Origin of the sequence: Isoptericola sp. b408, from assembly GCF_030588085.1 — a bacterium.
GTDB classification, from domain to species: domain Bacteria; phylum Actinomycetota; class Actinomycetes; order Actinomycetales; family Cellulomonadaceae; genus Isoptericola; species Isoptericola sediminis.
In genome coordinates this window covers 884,025-900,202 of sequence record NZ_JAUQYQ010000001.1, presented here as the reverse complement: position 1 = coordinate 900,202, position 16,178 = coordinate 884,025, and the positions used below count along the sequence as shown (strand labels likewise).

General features: G+C 72.0%; 15 protein-coding genes and 3 tRNA genes. 4 read left to right on the top strand and 14 right to left on the bottom strand.

Annotation, left to right across the window (positions count from 1 at the left end):
* Nucleotides 1-108: 108 nt before the first annotated feature.
* The 7 genes from Q6347_RS04200 to Q6347_RS04170 form a co-directional block, all read right to left on the bottom strand.
* Nucleotides 109-1,521: a Tat pathway signal sequence domain protein gene (locus tag Q6347_RS04200; RefSeq protein ID WP_304606762.1), complete on the bottom strand. Its 1,413-nt coding sequence runs from the start codon at nt 1,519-1,521 to the stop codon at nt 109-111.
* Nucleotides 1,522-1,639: 118 nt separating this feature from the next.
* Nucleotides 1,640-2,065, bottom strand: a complete 426-nt coding sequence (locus Q6347_RS04195) for a MaoC family dehydratase (RefSeq protein ID WP_304602534.1) — start codon at nt 2,063-2,065, stop codon at nt 1,640-1,642.
* Nucleotides 2,065-2,526 carry a MaoC family dehydratase N-terminal domain-containing protein gene (locus Q6347_RS04190; RefSeq protein WP_304606761.1) on the bottom strand — a complete coding sequence of 154 codons (462 nt, stop codon included), beginning with the start codon at nt 2,524-2,526 and terminating at the stop codon, nt 2,065-2,067. The genes Q6347_RS04195 and Q6347_RS04190 overlap by 1 nt, the downstream gene beginning before the upstream one ends.
* A 26-nt stretch (nt 2,527-2,552) precedes the next feature.
* Nucleotides 2,553-2,723 carry a 50S ribosomal protein L33 gene (gene rpmG, locus Q6347_RS04185; protein WP_171247884.1) on the bottom strand — a complete coding sequence of 57 codons (171 nt, stop codon included), beginning with the start codon at nt 2,721-2,723 and terminating at the stop codon, nt 2,553-2,555.
* A gap of 86 nt (nt 2,724-2,809) precedes the next feature.
* Nucleotides 2,810-2,886 (bottom strand) — tRNA-Met (locus Q6347_RS04180).
* Nucleotides 2,887-2,950: 64 nt separating this feature from the next.
* Nucleotides 2,951-3,023: transfer RNA gene (locus Q6347_RS04175), tRNA-Thr, on the bottom strand.
* A gap of 117 nt (nt 3,024-3,140) precedes the next feature.
* Nucleotides 3,141-3,222, bottom strand: a tRNA-Tyr gene (locus Q6347_RS04170).
* 125 nt (nt 3,223-3,347) lie between these two features.
* Here Q6347_RS04170 and rarD point away from each other — a divergent pair.
* Genes rarD through Q6347_RS04155 form a run of 3 tightly spaced genes read left to right on the top strand, consistent with a single transcriptional unit; the run spans nt 3,348 to nt 5,692 of the window.
* Entirely contained in the window at nt 3,348-4,286 is a 939-nt protein-coding gene (gene rarD / locus Q6347_RS04165) for an EamA family transporter RarD (RefSeq protein WP_369810801.1), read from the top strand.
* A 24-nt stretch (nt 4,287-4,310) separates the two neighbouring features.
* On the top strand, nt 4,311-4,805 hold the full coding sequence (locus tag Q6347_RS04160; RefSeq protein ID WP_171247882.1) for a YajQ family cyclic di-GMP-binding protein: 495 nt from the start codon (nt 4,311-4,313) through the stop codon (nt 4,803-4,805).
* Complete coding sequence (locus tag Q6347_RS04155) at nt 4,802-5,692, top strand: HAD family hydrolase (protein WP_304606760.1); 891 nt, start codon at nt 4,802-4,804, stop codon at nt 5,690-5,692. Before Q6347_RS04160 ends, Q6347_RS04155 begins: the two co-directional genes overlap by 4 nt.
* Before the next feature lie 2 nt (nt 5,693-5,694).
* Here the strand turns inward: Q6347_RS04155 and Q6347_RS04150 are convergent, their stop codons facing one another.
* The 3 genes from Q6347_RS04150 to Q6347_RS04140 form a co-directional block, all read right to left on the bottom strand.
* Nucleotides 5,695-6,522, bottom strand: coding sequence for a potassium channel family protein (locus tag Q6347_RS04150; RefSeq protein ID WP_304602537.1), 828 nt, complete (start codon nt 6,520-6,522; stop codon nt 5,695-5,697).
* A gap of 57 nt (nt 6,523-6,579) precedes the next feature.
* Nucleotides 6,580-7,470: a zinc metalloprotease HtpX gene (gene htpX / locus Q6347_RS04145; RefSeq protein WP_304602538.1), complete on the bottom strand. Its 891-nt coding sequence runs from the start codon at nt 7,468-7,470 to the stop codon at nt 6,580-6,582.
* Nucleotides 7,471-7,551: 81 nt separating this feature from the next.
* Complete coding sequence (locus tag Q6347_RS04140) at nt 7,552-8,961, bottom strand: FAD-dependent oxidoreductase (protein ID WP_304602539.1); 1,410 nt, start codon at nt 8,959-8,961, stop codon at nt 7,552-7,554.
* Between the two features lie 194 nt (nt 8,962-9,155).
* Here Q6347_RS04140 and Q6347_RS04135 point away from each other — a divergent pair, with 194 nt between their 5' ends.
* The gene (locus Q6347_RS04135; protein WP_304606759.1) at nt 9,156-9,734 is read left to right on the top strand and encodes an A24 family peptidase; all 579 of its coding nucleotides are present in this window, start codon (nt 9,156-9,158) and stop codon (nt 9,732-9,734) included.
* Between the two features lie 48 nt (nt 9,735-9,782).
* Here the strand turns inward: Q6347_RS04135 and Q6347_RS04130 are convergent, their stop codons facing one another.
* Genes Q6347_RS04130 through nuoL form a run of 4 tightly spaced genes read right to left on the bottom strand, consistent with a single transcriptional unit; the run spans nt 9,783 to nt 16,166 of the window.
* Entirely contained in the window at nt 9,783-10,826 is a 1,044-nt protein-coding gene (locus Q6347_RS04130) for a polyprenyl synthetase family protein (RefSeq protein ID WP_304606758.1), read from the bottom strand.
* A gap of 43 nt (nt 10,827-10,869) precedes the next feature.
* Nucleotides 10,870-12,621, bottom strand: coding sequence for an NADH-quinone oxidoreductase subunit NuoN (gene nuoN, locus Q6347_RS04125; RefSeq protein WP_304602542.1), 1,752 nt, complete (start codon nt 12,619-12,621; stop codon nt 10,870-10,872).
* Entirely contained in the window at nt 12,618-14,225 is a 1,608-nt protein-coding gene (locus tag Q6347_RS04120; protein WP_304602543.1) for an NADH-quinone oxidoreductase subunit M, read from the bottom strand. The genes nuoN and Q6347_RS04120 overlap by 4 nt, the downstream gene beginning before the upstream one ends.
* Nucleotides 14,226-14,243: 18 nt before the next feature.
* On the bottom strand, nt 14,244-16,166 hold the full coding sequence (gene nuoL / locus Q6347_RS04115; protein WP_304606757.1) for an NADH-quinone oxidoreductase subunit L: 1,923 nt from the start codon (nt 16,164-16,166) through the stop codon (nt 14,244-14,246).
* Nucleotides 16,167-16,178: the final 12 nt, after the last annotated feature.

Below are 16,178 nucleotides of genomic sequence, written 5' to 3'. Positions count from 1 at the left end.
CCCGCGCGGGGTGTGCGCGGGTGTGGCCGTGGGCCGGGCCGCCCCCCCTGGGGGGCGGCCCCCCCGATTCCATGCCCACAGCGAAAGGGGCGGGGTGCGGGGGTGCGGTCAGACCCCCAGGCCGCCCACCTGCAGCGGGTTCACGCCCTCCGCCGCCATGACGTACCAGGAGGTCGCGCCGGTGTGCTGGATCTGGAAGTAGCCGAACCCGAAGCCGGTGTCGATGAGGCTCGAGGCCGCCACGACGCCACCGCGGTCGGGCAGCGGGTCGCCGCCGACGGTCTGGCCGGCGCCGACCAGGTTCTGCGCGACCCGGATCTCGTCCAGCAGGTCGTCCGCCCGCCCCGAGTCCCGGGTCCCGCGGCCACGGTCGGCCATGGCGCAGGCGAGCTGGCCCGTGCCCTCGAGCCACACACCCTGCTGGTGCACGGGGAGCCCGTTGTACGACGCCGTGGACACCAGGCTCGCGCTGGAGAACGTCACACCGGAGATCGTGACGTCGCCCGGCAGCTGGGAGTTGCCCTCGCCCGCGACGTCGCGGGTGGCGAGGTCGTCGGCGGCCCAGTCCACGGAGCGGGCGTACCGCTCGGCCTGCAGCGCCAGCCATCCCCAGGTCGCCGGGTCGAGCGGCAGCGGGTCGCGGTTGATCTCCACGCCGTCGTTCGTGCCCGTGTAGAAGAAGCCGCCCTGGCGGTCCCACATGATGTCGACGAACGCGCGGGCGTGCTCCTGCGCACGGCGCCAGCGGTCGCCGCCCTCGAGGGCCTCGAGCTGGCGGAAGAACGCGACGCAGTCGATGTTGTGCTCCGTCGACCCGTTGGGGATCGGGTTGTTGCCGCCGTCGACGCCGAAGGAGAAGCCGCCGAGCGGACGCTCGGACCACGTGTTGTCGAGGATCCACTCACCGATGCGGACCGCACCGTCGAGGTACCGGCCGTCACCGGTGGCGCTGTAGGTGTGCAGCAGGGCGATGCCCGGCCAGGCCATGTCGCCCACGGCGGTGCCGAGGAAACCGAACTGCCAGCCGATGTTGGCGGTGCCGTCGGGGAGCTCGAGCCCGTAGGGCTGCGGCGTGCCGTCGTAGAAGGTGTACGGGCCGGTGTTGTAGCCCTGGCGCAGGCGGCCGTCGTCGTAGGTGGGGTCGTTCTGCTGGGCGAAGAGCAGGCCGTCGGCCAGGGTGGTGGCACGGCCCACGTGGCCGCCGGCCAGCGAGGCGCAGATCGTCAGCGCGACGTCGTACACGAACGCCGTGGAGAACAGACCGAGCTGGTCGGCGTAGGACTGGGCCATGCGCGGCCCGCTGTTGACCTCGGGGTAGGCGTCGGTCATCGCGCCGAGGAACGCGTGCGCCCGCTCGAGGGAGTCGGCGCTCGACGTCGAGCCCGCGACCCCGCCGCGAGTCGCGGGGGACGCCCAGGCCTGCATCCCGGCGGCCAGGGTTGCCGCACCGGCCGCACCGGCGATGAGGACGCCGCGGCGGGACACCGCCGCGGTGAGGGGTGACGTGCTGGGACCAGGCATGAGCATCTCCTTCGACGAAAGCCCCCGACGTTGGGAGCGCTACCAAGCGTAGATTACTCGTGTCACTTTCGACTGGGAAGGGTTGTGATCACGCCGTGATCTGCCGACCGGGGTCGGCTCAGGAGAGGCGGACGACGACCTGCGTGCGACCGAGGACCTTGACGCCCTCGTGCGTGACCGTCAGGTCGATCCGGGCGGTGCCGGCGTCCGCGTCGGTCGCGCCGACCGTGGCGACGACCTCCACGGCGGCTGCCCCGCGGGCCGGCACCGGAACGGGTTTGGTGAAGCGGGTGCCGTAGCGCACGATCGCGCCGGGGTCGCCGGCCCAGTCGGTCACCACGTCGACCACGGTGCCCATGGTGCACATGCCGTGCGCGATGACGCCGGGCAGCCCCACCTCGGTGGCGAACTGCTCGTCCCAGTGGATCGGGTTGAAGTCCCCGCTGGCACCGGCGTACCGGACCAGGGTGGCGCGGTCGATCTCGACCGTGCGGGTGGCGACGACGTCGCCGACCGTGAGGTCCGCGAGCTGCGGGCGGGCCATCAGGAGTCCTCCCCGCGCACGACGAGGCTGGAGGTGACGGTCGCGACGTGCTCGCCGGGTGCGCCCTCGTCGGCGGCGGCGAACAGCTCGCACCGCGTGGTCACCATGGAGATGCCGGCGCGCTGCGTGACGGAGTCGACGTGCAGGACGGCCGCGATCTCGTCCCCCGCCACGATCGGGCGGTCGTAGGTGAAGGTCTCGTCCGCGTGCACGACGCGGGAGAAGTCGATGCCGGCCTCGGGGTCGGCGACGTACTGCTGCTCGGCCCGCTGGGCGACCACGACGGCGAACGTCGGGGGCGCGACCAGGTCCGGATAGCCGAGACCCCGCGCCGCCACGAGGTCGTGGTGCGCGGGGTGGGAGGCTCCGACGGCGACGGCGAACTCGCGGATCTTCTCGCGGCCGACCGAGTACGGCTCGGTGGCCGGGTACTCACGGCCTGCGAAGTCCGGGTTCGCCACGTCGGGACGTCTCTCTCGAGACGGGTTCAGCGGGTCTCGCGGTGCGCGGTGTGCTTGCCGCAGCGCGGGCAGAACTTCGCCATCTCGAGGCGGTCCGGGTTGTTCCGGCGGTTCTTCTTCGTGATGTAGTTCCGCTCCTTGCAGTCCACGCAGGCCAGCGTGATCTTCGGGCGGACGTCAGCGCTCTTGGCAGCCATGGGTCTTCACCTCTCGCGCCCCCGGAAGGCGCTACGTGCGTCAAGGATGTGGTCCGACGCCGGCCGTCGGACCGCGTGTTGTGTGTTGGTAGCGAGGGCGGGGCTCGAACCCGCGACCTCACGATTATGAGTCGTGCGCTCTGACCAGCTGAGCTACCCCGCCGCGCGTGACCACGCGGGACCGTCGGACCGATGGTTCGGACGACGATCCCGCGCTCGTCACACAGAGCCCCGAAAGGGAATCGAACCCTTGACCTTCTCCTTACCATGGAGATGCTCTACCGACTGAGCTATCGGGGCGCGAGGAAGACTCTACACGGCTCCGTGGGCCCGGACGAAATCCGGTCCGCGGTACCGCACGGGCGTCTCCCCCGAGCGATGGAAGAACCTCACCAGGGGTGAGGTCGATCCTCGCGGTGGCAGGTGAGGGATTCGAACCCCCGAAGTCGATGACGGCTGATTTACAGTCAGCTCCCTTTGGCCGCTCGGGCAACCTGCCGGGCGAGTTCGCGGACGAACTCGCGGAGACAACCATAGCGGTCCGACGGCCCGGGTGGAAATCCGCTCGACGTGGCCCTGGTCACCCTGCGGGCCAGGCCCGTCACGGCGGTCTACTCTCGGGTGGTGACACCTCCTGCCGCGCAGGATCGCTGGGGGCTCCCGCTCGGGTTCTCCGCCTTCCTGATCTGGGGCGCGATGCCCCTGTTCTTCCCCCTGCTCGAGCCGGCCGGCCCACTCGAGATCATCGCGCACCGGATCGTCTGGTCGCTCGTCTTCTGCATCGTGCTGCTCGCCGCGACCCGGTCCCTGCACTCGTTCGTCGACGTCCTGCACCGGCCTCGCACGATGGCCCTCCTCGCCGTCGCGTCGGTGCTGATCATCGTCAACTGGACCACCTACGTCTACGCGGTCCTGACCCAGCACGTCCTGGACGCGGCGCTCGGCTACTTCATCAACCCCCTGCTCACGGTCGCGCTCGGCGTCGTCGTCCTGCGCGAGCGGCTGCGCGTCGCGCAGTGGGTCGCGCTCGGGCTCGGCGCGGTCGCGGTGGTCGTGCTGTCGACCGGCGTCGGCGGCATCCCCTGGATCTCGCTGGTCCTGGCCGGCGCCTTCGGCCTGTACTCGCTGGTGAAGAACCGTGTGGGCCGCGGGGTCGGAGCCCTGCCGGGACTGGCCGCGGAGACCGCCGTCGCCACGCCGTTCGCCCTCGCGTACCTGTTCTGGCTGGCGGCGATCGGCGCCGGGACCTTCAGCACCCAGGGCGTCGGCCACGCGCTGCTGCTCGCCTCGTGCGGCGTGGTGACGGGCCTGCCCCTGCTGCTCTTCTCCGCGGCCGCCCGGCGGCTGCCCCTGTCCGTGGTCGGGATGCTGCAGTACCTGACGCCGTTCCTGCAGTTCCTGCTGGGCCTGCTGCTCTTCGGCGAGCAGATGCCGCCCACCCGCTGGGCGGGCTTCGTGCTCGTCTGGGTGGCCCTGGTGGTGCTCACCGTGGACGGTCTGCGGCAGTCCCGTGCGACCCGCCTGGCCGCCGCCGCACCGGCTACCGTGGACACCGAACCCTGACCCACGCACGCAAGGAGCACACCCGTGGCCGACTCGTCCTTCGACATCGTCTCCAAGGTGGACCGCCAGGAGGTCGACAACGCCCTCAACCAGGCGGCCAAGGAGATCAACCAGCGCTACGACTTCCGCGGGGTCGGTGCCTCCATCGCCTGGAGCGGTGAGTCGATCGTCATCACGGCCAACAGCGCCGAACGGGTCAACGCGGCACTGGACGTGTTCCAGACCAAGCTCATCAAGCGCGGCGTCTCGCTGAAGGCGATCGACACCGGCGAGGGCGAGCCGCAGGCCTCGGGCAAGGAGTACCGCCTCGTCGCCTCCCTCAAGGAGGGGCTGAGCAGCGAGAACGCGAAGAAGATCACGAAGCTGATCCGGGACGAGGGCCCCAAGGGCGTCAAGACGCAGATCACCGGCGACGAGGTGCGCGTGACCTCCAAGAAGCGCGACGACCTGCAGGACGTCATCGCGATGCTCAAGTCCGCCGACCTCGACGTCGCGCTGCAGTTCACGAACTACCGGTGACCACCACGGCGCCGCTCCCCCGCCTGGTCGCCACCGACCTGGACGGCACCCTCCTGCGCCCGGACGGCACCGTCTCGGAGCGCACGCGGGCGGCCCTGCGGGCCGTCGAGGACGCCGGTGTCGAGGTGCTCTTCGTCACCGCACGTCCGCCGCGCTGGCTGGACGGGCTCGCCGACTGCGTGGGCGGGCACGGCCGGGTCGTGTGCCTGGGCGGGGCCGCCGTGTGGGACCTGGCCACGGGGACGGCGGAGGAGGTCCACGGGTTCGAGGACGACACGCTGCGCACGATCGTCGGCGACCTGCGCGACGCCGTCCAGGACGTCGCGCTCGCCCTCGAACGCCACGACGGACCGACGTTCGACCCCTGGTTCCCCCGCGGCGAGCCCGGGCTGCCCGACGCCGTGCGCGCCGTCCCCGTCGAGCGAACGCTGGACCCCGCCGCGGTGCGGACCGGTCGTCCGGCACCGGTGGGCAAGCTGCTCGCCGTCCGGCCCGGTCCGGGGCGTTCCACCCGACCTGGCGACGTGCAGCGTGGTGACGTGGGCGACGCGGACCAGGAGGAGTTCTTCGCCACGGTCCGGTCCGTCGTCGGGCAGCGCGCGCACCTCGCCTTCTCCGGCGCGGCCGGGCTCGCCGAGCTGCTGGCCCCGGAGGTGACCAAGGACGGCGCGCTGGCGCGCTGGTGCGCCCGGCTCGGCATCGACGCCGAGGACGTGTGGGCCTTCGGCGACATGCCGAACGACCTGGCGATGCTGCGCTGGGCGGGGCGCGGGCACGCCGTCGCCGACGCGCACCCGGACCTGCTGGCGGGCGCGGACGTCGTCGTGGGCAGCGCCGAGGACGACGGCGTCGCCGCCACGCTCGAGGCGGCCCTCCGCTCCGTGTGACGTCAGCCCGATCGCGTCCCCACCCCGGCGCCGTCGGCCCGGAGCCGGGAGACCTCCTCGCGCAGTGCCCGGACCTCGGTGACCAGGCTCTCGACGTCCCCGCGGCGCGCCCAGAGGTCGTCGGTGGCGTCCCGGGGCTCGGTCCGGCTCTCCTCGGTGTCCGCCTCGACGTTCTGCACGAGCCACGAGGAGAGGGTCGCCGTGACCACGCCGAGCACCGCGATCCCGCCGAGCATCATGCCCACCGCCACGAAACGGCCCGTGACCGTGACCGGGTAGGTGTCGCCGTACCCCACGGTGGCCATCGTCACCAGGGCCCACCAGAACCCGTCCCCGACGTTCTGGATCGTGCTGCCCTCGGCGCCGCGCTCGGCCTCCGTCACAGCCAGGGACCCGGCCAGGACCAGCAGCGCGGATCCGGCGGCCGCGTAGAGCACCACGCGACCGCGCATCGCGCTGGCGCCGGCCCGGTTCAGCCGTTTGATCGCCTTGACGAGCAGCAGCAGCCGTAGGGGGCGCAGCACGGGGACGGCGACGATCGCCAGGTCGAGCAGGTTACGCCGGACGAACCGCCACCGCCGACGCGCGAGCAGCAGGCGACCGACGTAGTCGACGACGAACACGAACCAGGCCCCGAAGACCACGACGGAGCAGAGCTCGTGGACCGCGGCCGGCACGCCGGGCCAGACGATCGGGATGGCGTAGGCGACGAGGAACAGGCCGGCAGCCGCGATCAGCGGCCACTCCGTGCGCTGCTCCCAGGCAACGACACGGGGGTCCTCGTCGTGCTCGGGGGCCAGGGGGCGGGGCGGTGGGACGTCGGCGCTCATCGTCCGCCAGCGTAGCGAAGGCACCCAGGAGTCTCCTGGAGGCCAGGACCGCCCGGGTCAGTACCGCGTGATGCCGCCCGGGCCGAAGCCGTCGCCGGCCATCTTCTCCAGCCGGGCGATGCGCTCGTCCATCGGGGGGTGGGTGGCGAAGAGCTTCGCCATGCCGCCGCCGCGGAACGGGTTCGCGAGCATCAGGTGCGAGACGTTCTCCAGGGACTGCGTCTGCGGCAGCGGGGCTGCCTTGGTGCCCTGCTCGAGCTTGCGCAGCGCCGAGGCGAGCGCGAGCGGGTCACCGGTGAGCTTGGCACCGTCCTCGTCGGCGTCGTACTCGCGGGTGCGCGAGATCGCCATCTGGATCAGCATCGCGGCGAACGGGGCGAGGATGGCCAGCGCCAGCGCGGCCAGCGGGTTGCCGCCCTCGCGCCGGTCTCCCCCGCCGAAGATCAGCAGGAACTGCGCCAGGGAGGTGATGACACCGGCCAGCGCCGAGGCGACCGAGGAGGTGAGGATGTCGCGGTTGTAGACGTGCATGAGCTCGTGGCCGAGCACGCCGCGCAGCTCGCGCTCGTCGAGGATGCGCAGGATCCCCTCGGTGCAGCACACGGCGGCGTTCTTCGGGTTGCGCCCGGTGGCGAACGCGTTGGGCGCCTGGGTGGGCGAGATGTACAGCCGGGGCATCGGCTGGCGGGCCACCGTGGACAGCTCGCGCACGATCCGGTACATCTCGGGGGCCTCGAGCTCGGTGACCGGGTAGGCGTGCATCGCCTTGATGGCGATCTTGTCCGAGTTCCAGTACCCGATGAACGTGCCGATGAGGCCGAACGCCATGAACAGGAACAGCATCCCCTGGCTGCCACGGAAGAACACCGCCCACAGGCCGAGCAGCACCGCCCACAGCACACCGAAGAGCAGCACGGTCTTCAGACCGTTGAAGTGGCGATGGCCCACCAGGTGACTCCTTCCTCCGACCGGCCGCACGGGTGCTGCGGCAGGATCCCACCGGGGCCTCGCGCGTCGATCAGGTGCCGCTCAGGAGTGGCGGCCCTTCGCGATGTCGATCATCTCCTCGCGGGGCACGACCTTGACGCGCTCCCGGCCGGCCGTCTCCCCGAGGGACAGCTCGTGGGCGTCCAGCAGGGAGAACTCGTCCCAGGTGATGACGTCCACGCCGCGCTCGGCCAGGAAGTCGACGATCTGCTGCGGCTCGCCGTGCGGTGCGGTGCGACCACCCTCCGGCGATCCCTCGGTCACGTCGCCGCCGTCGCCGACGCCGGTGACGTCCTCGACCAGGTGGCGGATCGTCTCCGAGGCGTCGGACTTGGTGTGGCCGATGAGGCCGACCGGTCCGCGCTTGATCCAACCGGTGGTGTACACGCCGGGCAGGTGCTCGCCGTCGAGGTCGACGACGCGCCCCTCGCGGTTGGAGATGACGCCCTTGAGGTCGTCGAAGGGGATCTCCGGCAGCGGGGACCCGAAGTAGCCGACGGCCCGGTAGACGGCCTGCACGGGCCAGTCGTGGAACTCGCCGGTCCCCTTGACCGTGCCGTCGCCCTGCAGCGCGGTGCGCTCGGTGCGCAGCCCGGTGACCTTGCCGTCCTCGCCGAGGACCTCGGCCGGGGAGTGCAGGAAGTGCAGGTGGATGCGCCGCGAGGCGGTCTGCTGGGACGGCTCGACCAGGGTCCAGTCGGTGAGCGTCTTGACGACCTGCTTGGTCTGGTTCGTCGCCTCGATGGCCTGCATCGAGCCCTCGTCGAAGTCGAAGTCCTCCGGGTAGACGACGATGTCGACGTCCGGCACGTGGCCGAGCTCGCGCAGCTCCAGCGGCGAGAACTTCACCTGGGCGGGTCCACGCCGGGCGAAGACGTGCACGTCCGTGACCGGCGAGGCCTCCAGACCGGCCTGCACGTTCGCCGGGATCTCCGTGGACATCAGGTCCTTCGGGTGCTTGGCCAGGATCCGCGAGACGTCAAGGGCCACGTTGCCGGCGCCGAGGACCGCCACGTGCTGGGCCTCCAGCGGCCAGGTGCGCGGCACGTCGGGGTGGCCGTCGAACCAGGAGACGAAGTCGGCGGCGCCGTAGGAGCCGTCGAGGTCGATCCCGGGGATCGGCAGGGCGGCGTCCTTGATGGCGCCGGTGGAGAACACGACGGCGTCGTAGTACTGACGCAGGTCCTCCAGCTTGAGGTCGACGCCGTAGTTCACGTTGGCGAGCAGGCGCACGTCACCCTTGCTCAGCACCTTGTGCAGGGCGTTGATGATGCCCTTGATCCGCGGGTGGTCGGGGGCGACGCCGTAGCGCACGAGTCCGAACGGGGCGGGCAGCCGCTCGAAGAGGTCGATGCTGACGTCGAGGTCGGTCTTGGACAGGATGTCCGCGGCGTAGATGCCGGCGGGGCCTGCACCGACGATCGCGACGCGCAGAGGTCGGGTGCTGCTCACTGCGAGGTACGCCTTCCGGATCGGGGCTTGCGTGGAGTTCGATTCTAGGAGGTTCTGCCTCGGCAGAGATGAGGTCTACCTCACTGCCAGGGTCTCAACGGGATCCCAGGATGCCACACCCGTCTCGGGGGATGAACAGGCCGTCTTGCCTGGCGGACAAACCGTCTCGCGACGCCGTGGCCTAGCATCCGGCCATGCCGACGATGATGCAGCGCACGCGCAGCGAGGTCGCCCCCGTGCGGCGGACCGTCGTGTCGGGCGCCCTGCCCGTGATCGCCTGGGCCGTGTGGGTCAGCGGGCCGGGCTGGGCGACCCCGGCCGTCGCGGTCGCCGCCGTCGCCGGCCTCGCCCTGTTCGCCGTCGACGTCCGCACCCACCGGCTCCCTGACGCCCTCACCTACCCCACGACGGCCCTCGTGACCGGCCTGCTGGCCGTCGCCGGTGCCGTCACGGGGGCCTGGGCCGTGGTGGCGAGGGGCCTGCTCGGCGCGGCCGTCCTCGGTGGCGGGTACCTGGTGCTGCACCTGCTGCACCGGAGCGGCCTGGGGCTGGGGGACGTGAAGCTCGCCGTGCCGCTCGGGCTCGTCACCGCCTGGTTCGGCTGGCCGGTCCTCGCGGCCACCGCCGTGCTGCCGTTCCTGCTCGGCGGCACGGCCGCCCTGGTGCTGCTCGCGACCCGGCGGGCCACGCGGTCCACCGCCATCGCCTTCGGGCCGTTCATGCTCGGCGGAGCCGCGGTCGCCCTGACGGCGCACCGCCTGCTCGCGGGCTGACGGCGACCGGCGTCGGCTCCGGCGCACGTCCGGAACGGGCAGCGGATCTCAGACGGTGCGGTCCGCCAGCGCGGTGGCGAGGTCGGTCAGGGCCGCCTTGACCGGCCCCTCCGGCAGCGGCTCGAGCTCGGCGGCCGCCTCGCGGGCCCGGCCCACGGCCCGCCGCCGCGTCTCGGCGAGCACGTCGTGCTCCCGCAGGTCCGCGACGACGGCCGCCAGCACGGCGTCGTCCGACAGGTCCCCGTCCAGGCGCGCCAGCAGCTCGGCGTCCGCCGCGGTGCCCTCCCCGCGCGCGACGCGCTGGCGCAGCAGCAGGACCGGCATCGTCGGCACGTGCTCACGCAGGTCCGTCCCGGGGGTCTTGCCGGACTCCGCGCCGGAGGAGGCGACGTCCAGCACGTCGTCGGCGAGCTGGAAGGCCAGGCCGACCTTCTCGCCGTAGGCCGCCACGGCCTCGACGACATCGTCCGGGCAGCCGCCGAACATCGCGCCCAGCCGGGCCGCGGTGGACAGCAGGGAGGCCGTCTTGTCGCTGAGCACCTGCAGGTAGTGCTCGACCGGGTCGTCCCCCTCGCCGGGACCGGTGGTCTCGTGGAGCTGGCCCAGGCACATCCGCTCGAACGTGTTCGCCTGCAGCACCACGGCCTCGGGCCCGAGACCCGCCACGAGGGCGGACGCGCGGGCGAACAGCAGATCGCCGACGAGGATCGCCACCGTGTTGCCCCACACGGTGTGCGCGGCCGGGGCCCCGCGGCGCACGGGCGCGGAGTCCATGACGTCGTCGTGGTAGAGCGAGGCGACCTGCGTCAGCTCGACGACGACCGCGGCCTCGACGAGCTCCGGCGCGGACCCGTCGCCGAGCTCGCCGGCGAGCAGGGTCAGCAGCGGCCGGAACCGCTTGCCGCCGGCCGCCACCAGGTGGCGACCGGCGTCGTCGGCGAGTGCGTCGGTCGAGGCCACCGCGTCGTCGAGCATCGTGTCGACCTGCGCCAGCCGCTGCGCGATCCGGTCGGCCAACGCGGAGTCCGTCAGCGGGATGCCGGTCGGCAGGGTCGAAGCAGCGCCCGCAGGCGCGTCAGAAGCACGGGTCACGATCCGAACCTATCTTCCCGACGCGCCCGGAGCCGAACGGAGCTCACGGGCCGAAGGGTCGGAACGCCGCCGCCTGCGTCGTCCAGTCCAGCACCGCTGCCGGGACGATGCCGAGCAGCACCACGCCGACGGCGCAGACCGTGATCGCCACGGCGGTCGGCCCCTGGGAGGCGACCACGACCACGGCGGCGCGCCCGGCGAGGGCCCGCGCCGCCGTGAGCGTCCCGGTGCGGGCCGGCTCCGGCCCGTCCTCGACGCCCTCGCCGTCCCGGAGCCCGTCGTCCGGGGTCCCGTCGGCCGCGACGGCACCGGCGGGGGTGACGCCGTCGTCGGCGGTCTCCTCCACCGGCGGCGTGAGCACCATCAGGACGATGAGCCGGACGTAGAAGAACACCGCGACGATCGAGGCGAGCACACCGATGACGGCCAGCGGCCAGGCGCCGGCCTCGACCGCGGCCGAGAACGCACCGAACTTCGCGAGGAACCCGGCCGTCAGCGGGATCCCCGCCATCGACAGCAGGAACAGCGAGAACGCCGTCGCCAGCAGCGGCGAACGCCGCCCGAGGCCCGCCCACTGGGACAGGTGCGTCGCCTCGCCGAGCACGACGCCGTCGGCGTCCTGCTCGCGCACGAGCGTCACGACGGCGAAGGCGCCGAGCGTGGCCAGCCCGTAGGCCAGGACGTAGAACAGCACGGCCTGCGCGCCGACCTCGTCGAGTCCCACCATCGCCACCAGCAGGAACCCGGCGTGGGCGATGGAGGAGTAGGCCAGCATCCGCTTGACGTCGGTCTGCACGGCTCCGGCGGCCGTGCCGACGAGCATCGTCAGGATCGCGACGACCCACAGGCCCGTCTCCAGGTCCCGACGCAGGGGCTCGTCCAGACCTGCGGCCAGCGTGAACAGCACCCGCACCATCGCGCCGATGGCGGCCGCCTTGACGCAGGCGGCCATGAACGCGGTGATCGGGGTCGGCGCACCCTGGTACACGTCCGGGGTCCAGGTGTGGAACGGCGCCGCTCCGATCTTGAACAGCAGGCCGACGGAGATCAGCAGCACGGCGGCGATCACGAGGTCCGGCATCATCGTCAGGACCGGGCTGTCCGGGTTCGCCAACCTGGACACGGCCAGCTCGAGGCTGACCGTCGCGGTGGCGCCGTACACCAGGGCGATGCCGAACAGCATCAGCGCGCTGGCGAACGACCCCAGCAGGAAGTACTTGAACGCGGCCTCCTGGCTGAGCAGCCGGCGGCGGCGGGCCGTCGCGCAGAGCACGTACAGCGGCAGGGACAGCACCTCGAGGGCGATGAACAGCACGATGAGGTTGTCCGTGGCCGGGAACAGCAGCATGCCGCCCGTGGCGAACAGCATGAGCGGGTAGATCTCCGTCTGCTGCAGCCCGGCCTGGCGAGCGGCGTCCTCGTAGGCGGTGCCCGGCACCGCCGCGGCCGTCGGGGCGAAGGCGTCCTGCCCGGTGCTGGTGCGGTCGGCGACGACCAGCACCCCGAGCAGGGCCAGCAGCGCCACCACGGCCTGGATGCCCAGCGTGAACGGGGTGAGGAGCACCGTGCCGTCCACGACGAAGGCGAGACCGTCGGTGAGCACCCGGTCCCAGAGCAGCGCCACGGCCACCAGGGACCCCGCCAGGGCGCCGAGCGTCAGCACGAGCTGGACCACGCGGCGGGCCCGCGCGGGGACGAAGGCCTCGACCAGCACGCCCACCACCCCGGCGGCCAGGACCACCAGGACCGGCGACAGGACCGCCCAGTCGATCTCCGGTGCGACGAACTCGTTCACTGCTCGCTCCCCTCTGCAGCACCGAGCACGGGCTGCGGATCGGTGGCGCCGACGAGCTCGACGGAGACCTCCGCCGGCTCACGGACGTAGTCGAGCGCCGGCCCGGGCACCAGGCCCAGCACGACCAGCGCGGCCACCAGCACCCCGGCGACGGTCTTCTCCCGGCCGCCCAGGTCCTTGGCCCCGGCGACCTCCGCGCCGACCGGGCCGGTGAACATGCGCTGGTAGGTCAGCAGCACGTAGGTCGCGGCCAGCACGACGGCGGGGACGGCGACCAGCACCGCTGCGGGCCACCGGCCGTAGGCACCCAGGAAGACCATGATCTCCGAGACGAACGTCGCCAGCCCCGGCAGCGCGAGGGCCGACAGCCCCGCGACGAGGAAGGTGCCGCCCAGGACCGGGGCGACCGTGCGCATCCCGCCGTAGTCCGACACCAGCTGGCTGTGCCGCGGGTGCCGGGCGATCGCGAAGCCCGCGAGGAGGAACAGCGCCCCGGTGGAGATGCCGTGGTTGAGCATCATGAAGCTCGACCCGGAGACCCCCACCGAGGTGAAGGTGAAGATGCCCAGGATGATGAACCCGAAGTGCGACACCGAGGTGTAGCCGATCAGGCGCAGCACGTCCGACTGGCCGATCGCCAGGATCGCGCCGTACAGGATCGAGATCACGGCCAGCACCACCACGAAGGGCGCGGCCCACCGGCTCGCCTCCGGGAACAGCGGCAGGCAGAGGGTCAGCATCCCGAAGGTGCCGACCTTGTCCAGCACGCAGATGAGCAGCGTCGAGGTGCCCGGCGTGGCGTTCTGGGTGACGTCCGGCAGCCAGGTGTGCACCGGGAACATCGGTGCCTTGATCGCGAAGGCCAGGAAGAACGCGGCGAACATCAGCCGCTCGGCCATCGGGTCGAGGGCGAGCCCGGTGAGGTTGTCGGTGAGGAACGCGTCCTGCGGCCGCAGCCCGGTGGCGGCGTCGACCGGCACCTGCAGGTACAGGGCGACGACGGCGGCCAGCATGATGAGCCCGCCGCCGAGGGAGAACATCAGGAACTTCACCGCGGCGTACCGGCGCTGCGCACCCTGCCCGAACCCGCCGATGAGGAAGTACGCGGGGATCAGCATGGCCTCGAAGACCACGTAGAACAGGAACACGTCCCGCGCGGTGAAGACCAGGACCATGAAGCTCAGCAGCACCAGCACCGTGGCCAGGTAGCGGCGCAGCCGGACGGCGTCACCGCCCTGCTCGTGCCACGCGGCGAGGATCACCAGCGGCACCAGACCTGCGGACAGGGCGACCAGCAGCAGCGCCACCCCGTCGACGCCGACCGCGTAGCTGGCGCCGAACGCCGGGATCCACGGGTAGGTCTCGGTGAGCTGGTGGGTACCAGCCGCACCCGTGTCGAAGGCGAGGAACGCCCCCACCACCAGGGCGACCTCCACCAGCGCACCGACGAGGGCCACCGTCCGGGCGGTGCCTGCGCTGAACGCGCCGCCGCCCGAGGCCGCGCCGGCAGCAGGCCGCCCGCGGCCCACACCGGTCAGTGCGGTGGCCAGCGCAGCCACCAGCGGCCAGGCGACGAGCACCGTCAGCCAGGGAAATGTCGACATCGTCATCCCTTCCACGCCTCAGCCCGCCGTCGTCGCCACGAGCCAGATCACGAGCACGATCACACCGAGGCCGCCCAGGGTGATCGCGGCGTACTGCCGCGCGTACCCCGACTGCCAGCCCCGCAACCAGGTCCCGAGCCGGCCGACACCTCCGGCCAGCCCCAGCCAGCCGGCGTCCACCGCGGTCCGGTCGGCGAAGACCATCGACCGCGTCAGGTACTGCCCCGGACGCATCACGAGGGTCTCGTTCACGTCGTCCTGGTGGAGGTCCACCCGGGCCGCCCGGACCAGGGCCGGCGCGGGCGGCGCCGTCGTCGGCACCGCGCGGGTGGCGTACTGCACCCAGGCCAGGGCCGCACCCACCACGACCAGGGTGAGCGTCAGCCCGATGATGACCGGCACCGCGAGCACGGGTTCGTCGTGCTCGGCGTGCCCCGTGACCGGTTCGAGCCAGTGGACGAACCCGTCACCGGCGGCGAGCACCCAGCCGAGCCCCACCGAACCGAGCGCCAGGACGACCATGGGCACCGTCATCAGCAGCGGCGACTCGTGCGGGTGCCGCTCGACCGTGCCGTCCGCACCGTCCGCGCTCCAGCGCCGACGTCCCGCGAACGTCATGAAGAACAGCCGCGACATGTAGTAGGCCGTGATGCCGGCGCCGACGAGCGCCACCGTGCCGAACACCCAGGGACGCCAGCCCTCGCCGACGAACGCGGCCTCGATGATCTTGTCCTTGGACCAGAACCCCGAGAACGGCGGGACGCCGAGGATCGCCAGCCAGCCGAAGCCCATCGTGATCCACGTGACCGGCAGCAGGCGCCAGAGCCCGCCGAAGCGGCGCATGTCGACGTCGTCGTCCATGCCGTGCATCACCGAGCCCGCGCCCAGGAACAGCCCGGCCTTGAAGAAGCCGTGGGTGACCAGGTGGAAGATCGCGAACGCGTACCCGATCGGGCCGAGCCCGGCCGCCAGCATCATGTAGCCGATCTGGGACATCGTCGACGCGGCGAGCGCCTTCTTGATGTCGTCCTTGGCGCAACCGACGACCGCACCGAACAGCAGCGTCAGCGCACCGACGATCGCGATGACGAGCTGGGCGTCGGGCGCCGCCTCGAGCAGCGGGCCGGAGCGCACCAGCAGGTAGACGCCGGCGGTGACCATCGTGGCCGCGTGGATGAGTGCCGAGACCGGGGTCGGACCGGCCATCGCGTCCCCGAGCCAGGCCTGCAGCGGCAGCTGTGCCGACTTGCCGCAGGCCGCCAGCAGCAGCATCAGCCCGATCGCGGTGTTCAGCCCCTGGTCGGCGGCGTCGGCCGAGCCCAGCACCGTGCCGAAGTCGAGGGCACCGAACGTGGCCAGCATGAGCATCATCGCCACGATGAGGCCCATGTCGCCGACCCGGTTCATGAGGAACGCCTTCTTGCCGGCCACCGCGTTGGGCAGGTGGTGGTCCCAGAACCCGATGAGCAGGTACGAGGCCAGGCCCACGCCCTCCCAGCCGACGAACAGCAGCAGGTAGTTGTCCGCGAGCACCAGCAGCAGCATCGCCGCGACGAACAGGTTGAGGTAGGCGAAGAACCGCCGCCGGTCGTGGTCGTGCGACATGTAGGCCACGGAGTAGACGTGGATCAGCGTGCCCACGAACGTCACCAGCATCACGAACGTCATGGACAGCGGGTCGAGCTGGAACCCGAGGTCGACCGTCAGGGGCCCGGCGTCGATCCAGGTACCGACCGAGGAGGTCGCCACCCGCTGCTCGGCGTCGACGCCGAGCATGTCGAGCAGGATGACCAGGCCGATCACGAACGTCGCCGTCGAGGCCAGCACACCGAGCCAGTGACCCCACCGGTCGCCGCGGCGCCCGATCAGGAGCAGCAGCGCCGCGCCGATCAAGGGGGTCGCGACCAGCCACGGGGCGAGGGAGAGCGTCTGCGTCGTCATCGAAGTCGTGGC

Bases quoted from the DNA above. Each gene is read 5' to 3' on its own strand.
- Q6347_RS04200 (WP_304606762.1), bottom strand. From the start codon at position 1,521: ATGCCTGGTCCCAGCACGTCACCCCTCACCGCGGCGGTGTCCCGCCGC.
- Q6347_RS04195 (WP_304602534.1), bottom strand. From the start codon at position 2,065: ATGGCCCGCCCGCAGCTCGCGGACCTCACGGTCGGCGACGTCGTCGCC.
- rpmG (WP_171247884.1), bottom strand. From the start codon at position 2,723: ATGGCTGCCAAGAGCGCTGACGTCCGCCCGAAGATCACGCTGGCCTGC.
- Q6347_RS04150 (WP_304602537.1), bottom strand. From the start codon at position 6,522: ATGAGCGCCGACGTCCCACCGCCCCGCCCCCTGGCCCCCGAGCACGAC.
- Q6347_RS04135 (WP_304606759.1), top strand. From the start codon at position 9,156: ATGCCGACGATGATGCAGCGCACGCGCAGCGAGGTCGCCCCCGTGCGG.
- Q6347_RS04120 (WP_304602543.1), bottom strand. From the start codon at position 14,225: ATGTCGACATTTCCCTGGCTGACGGTGCTCGTCGCCTGGCCGCTGGTG.
- nuoL (WP_304606757.1), bottom strand. From the start codon at position 16,166: ATGACGACGCAGACGCTCTCCCTCGCCCCGTGGCTGGTCGCGACCCCC.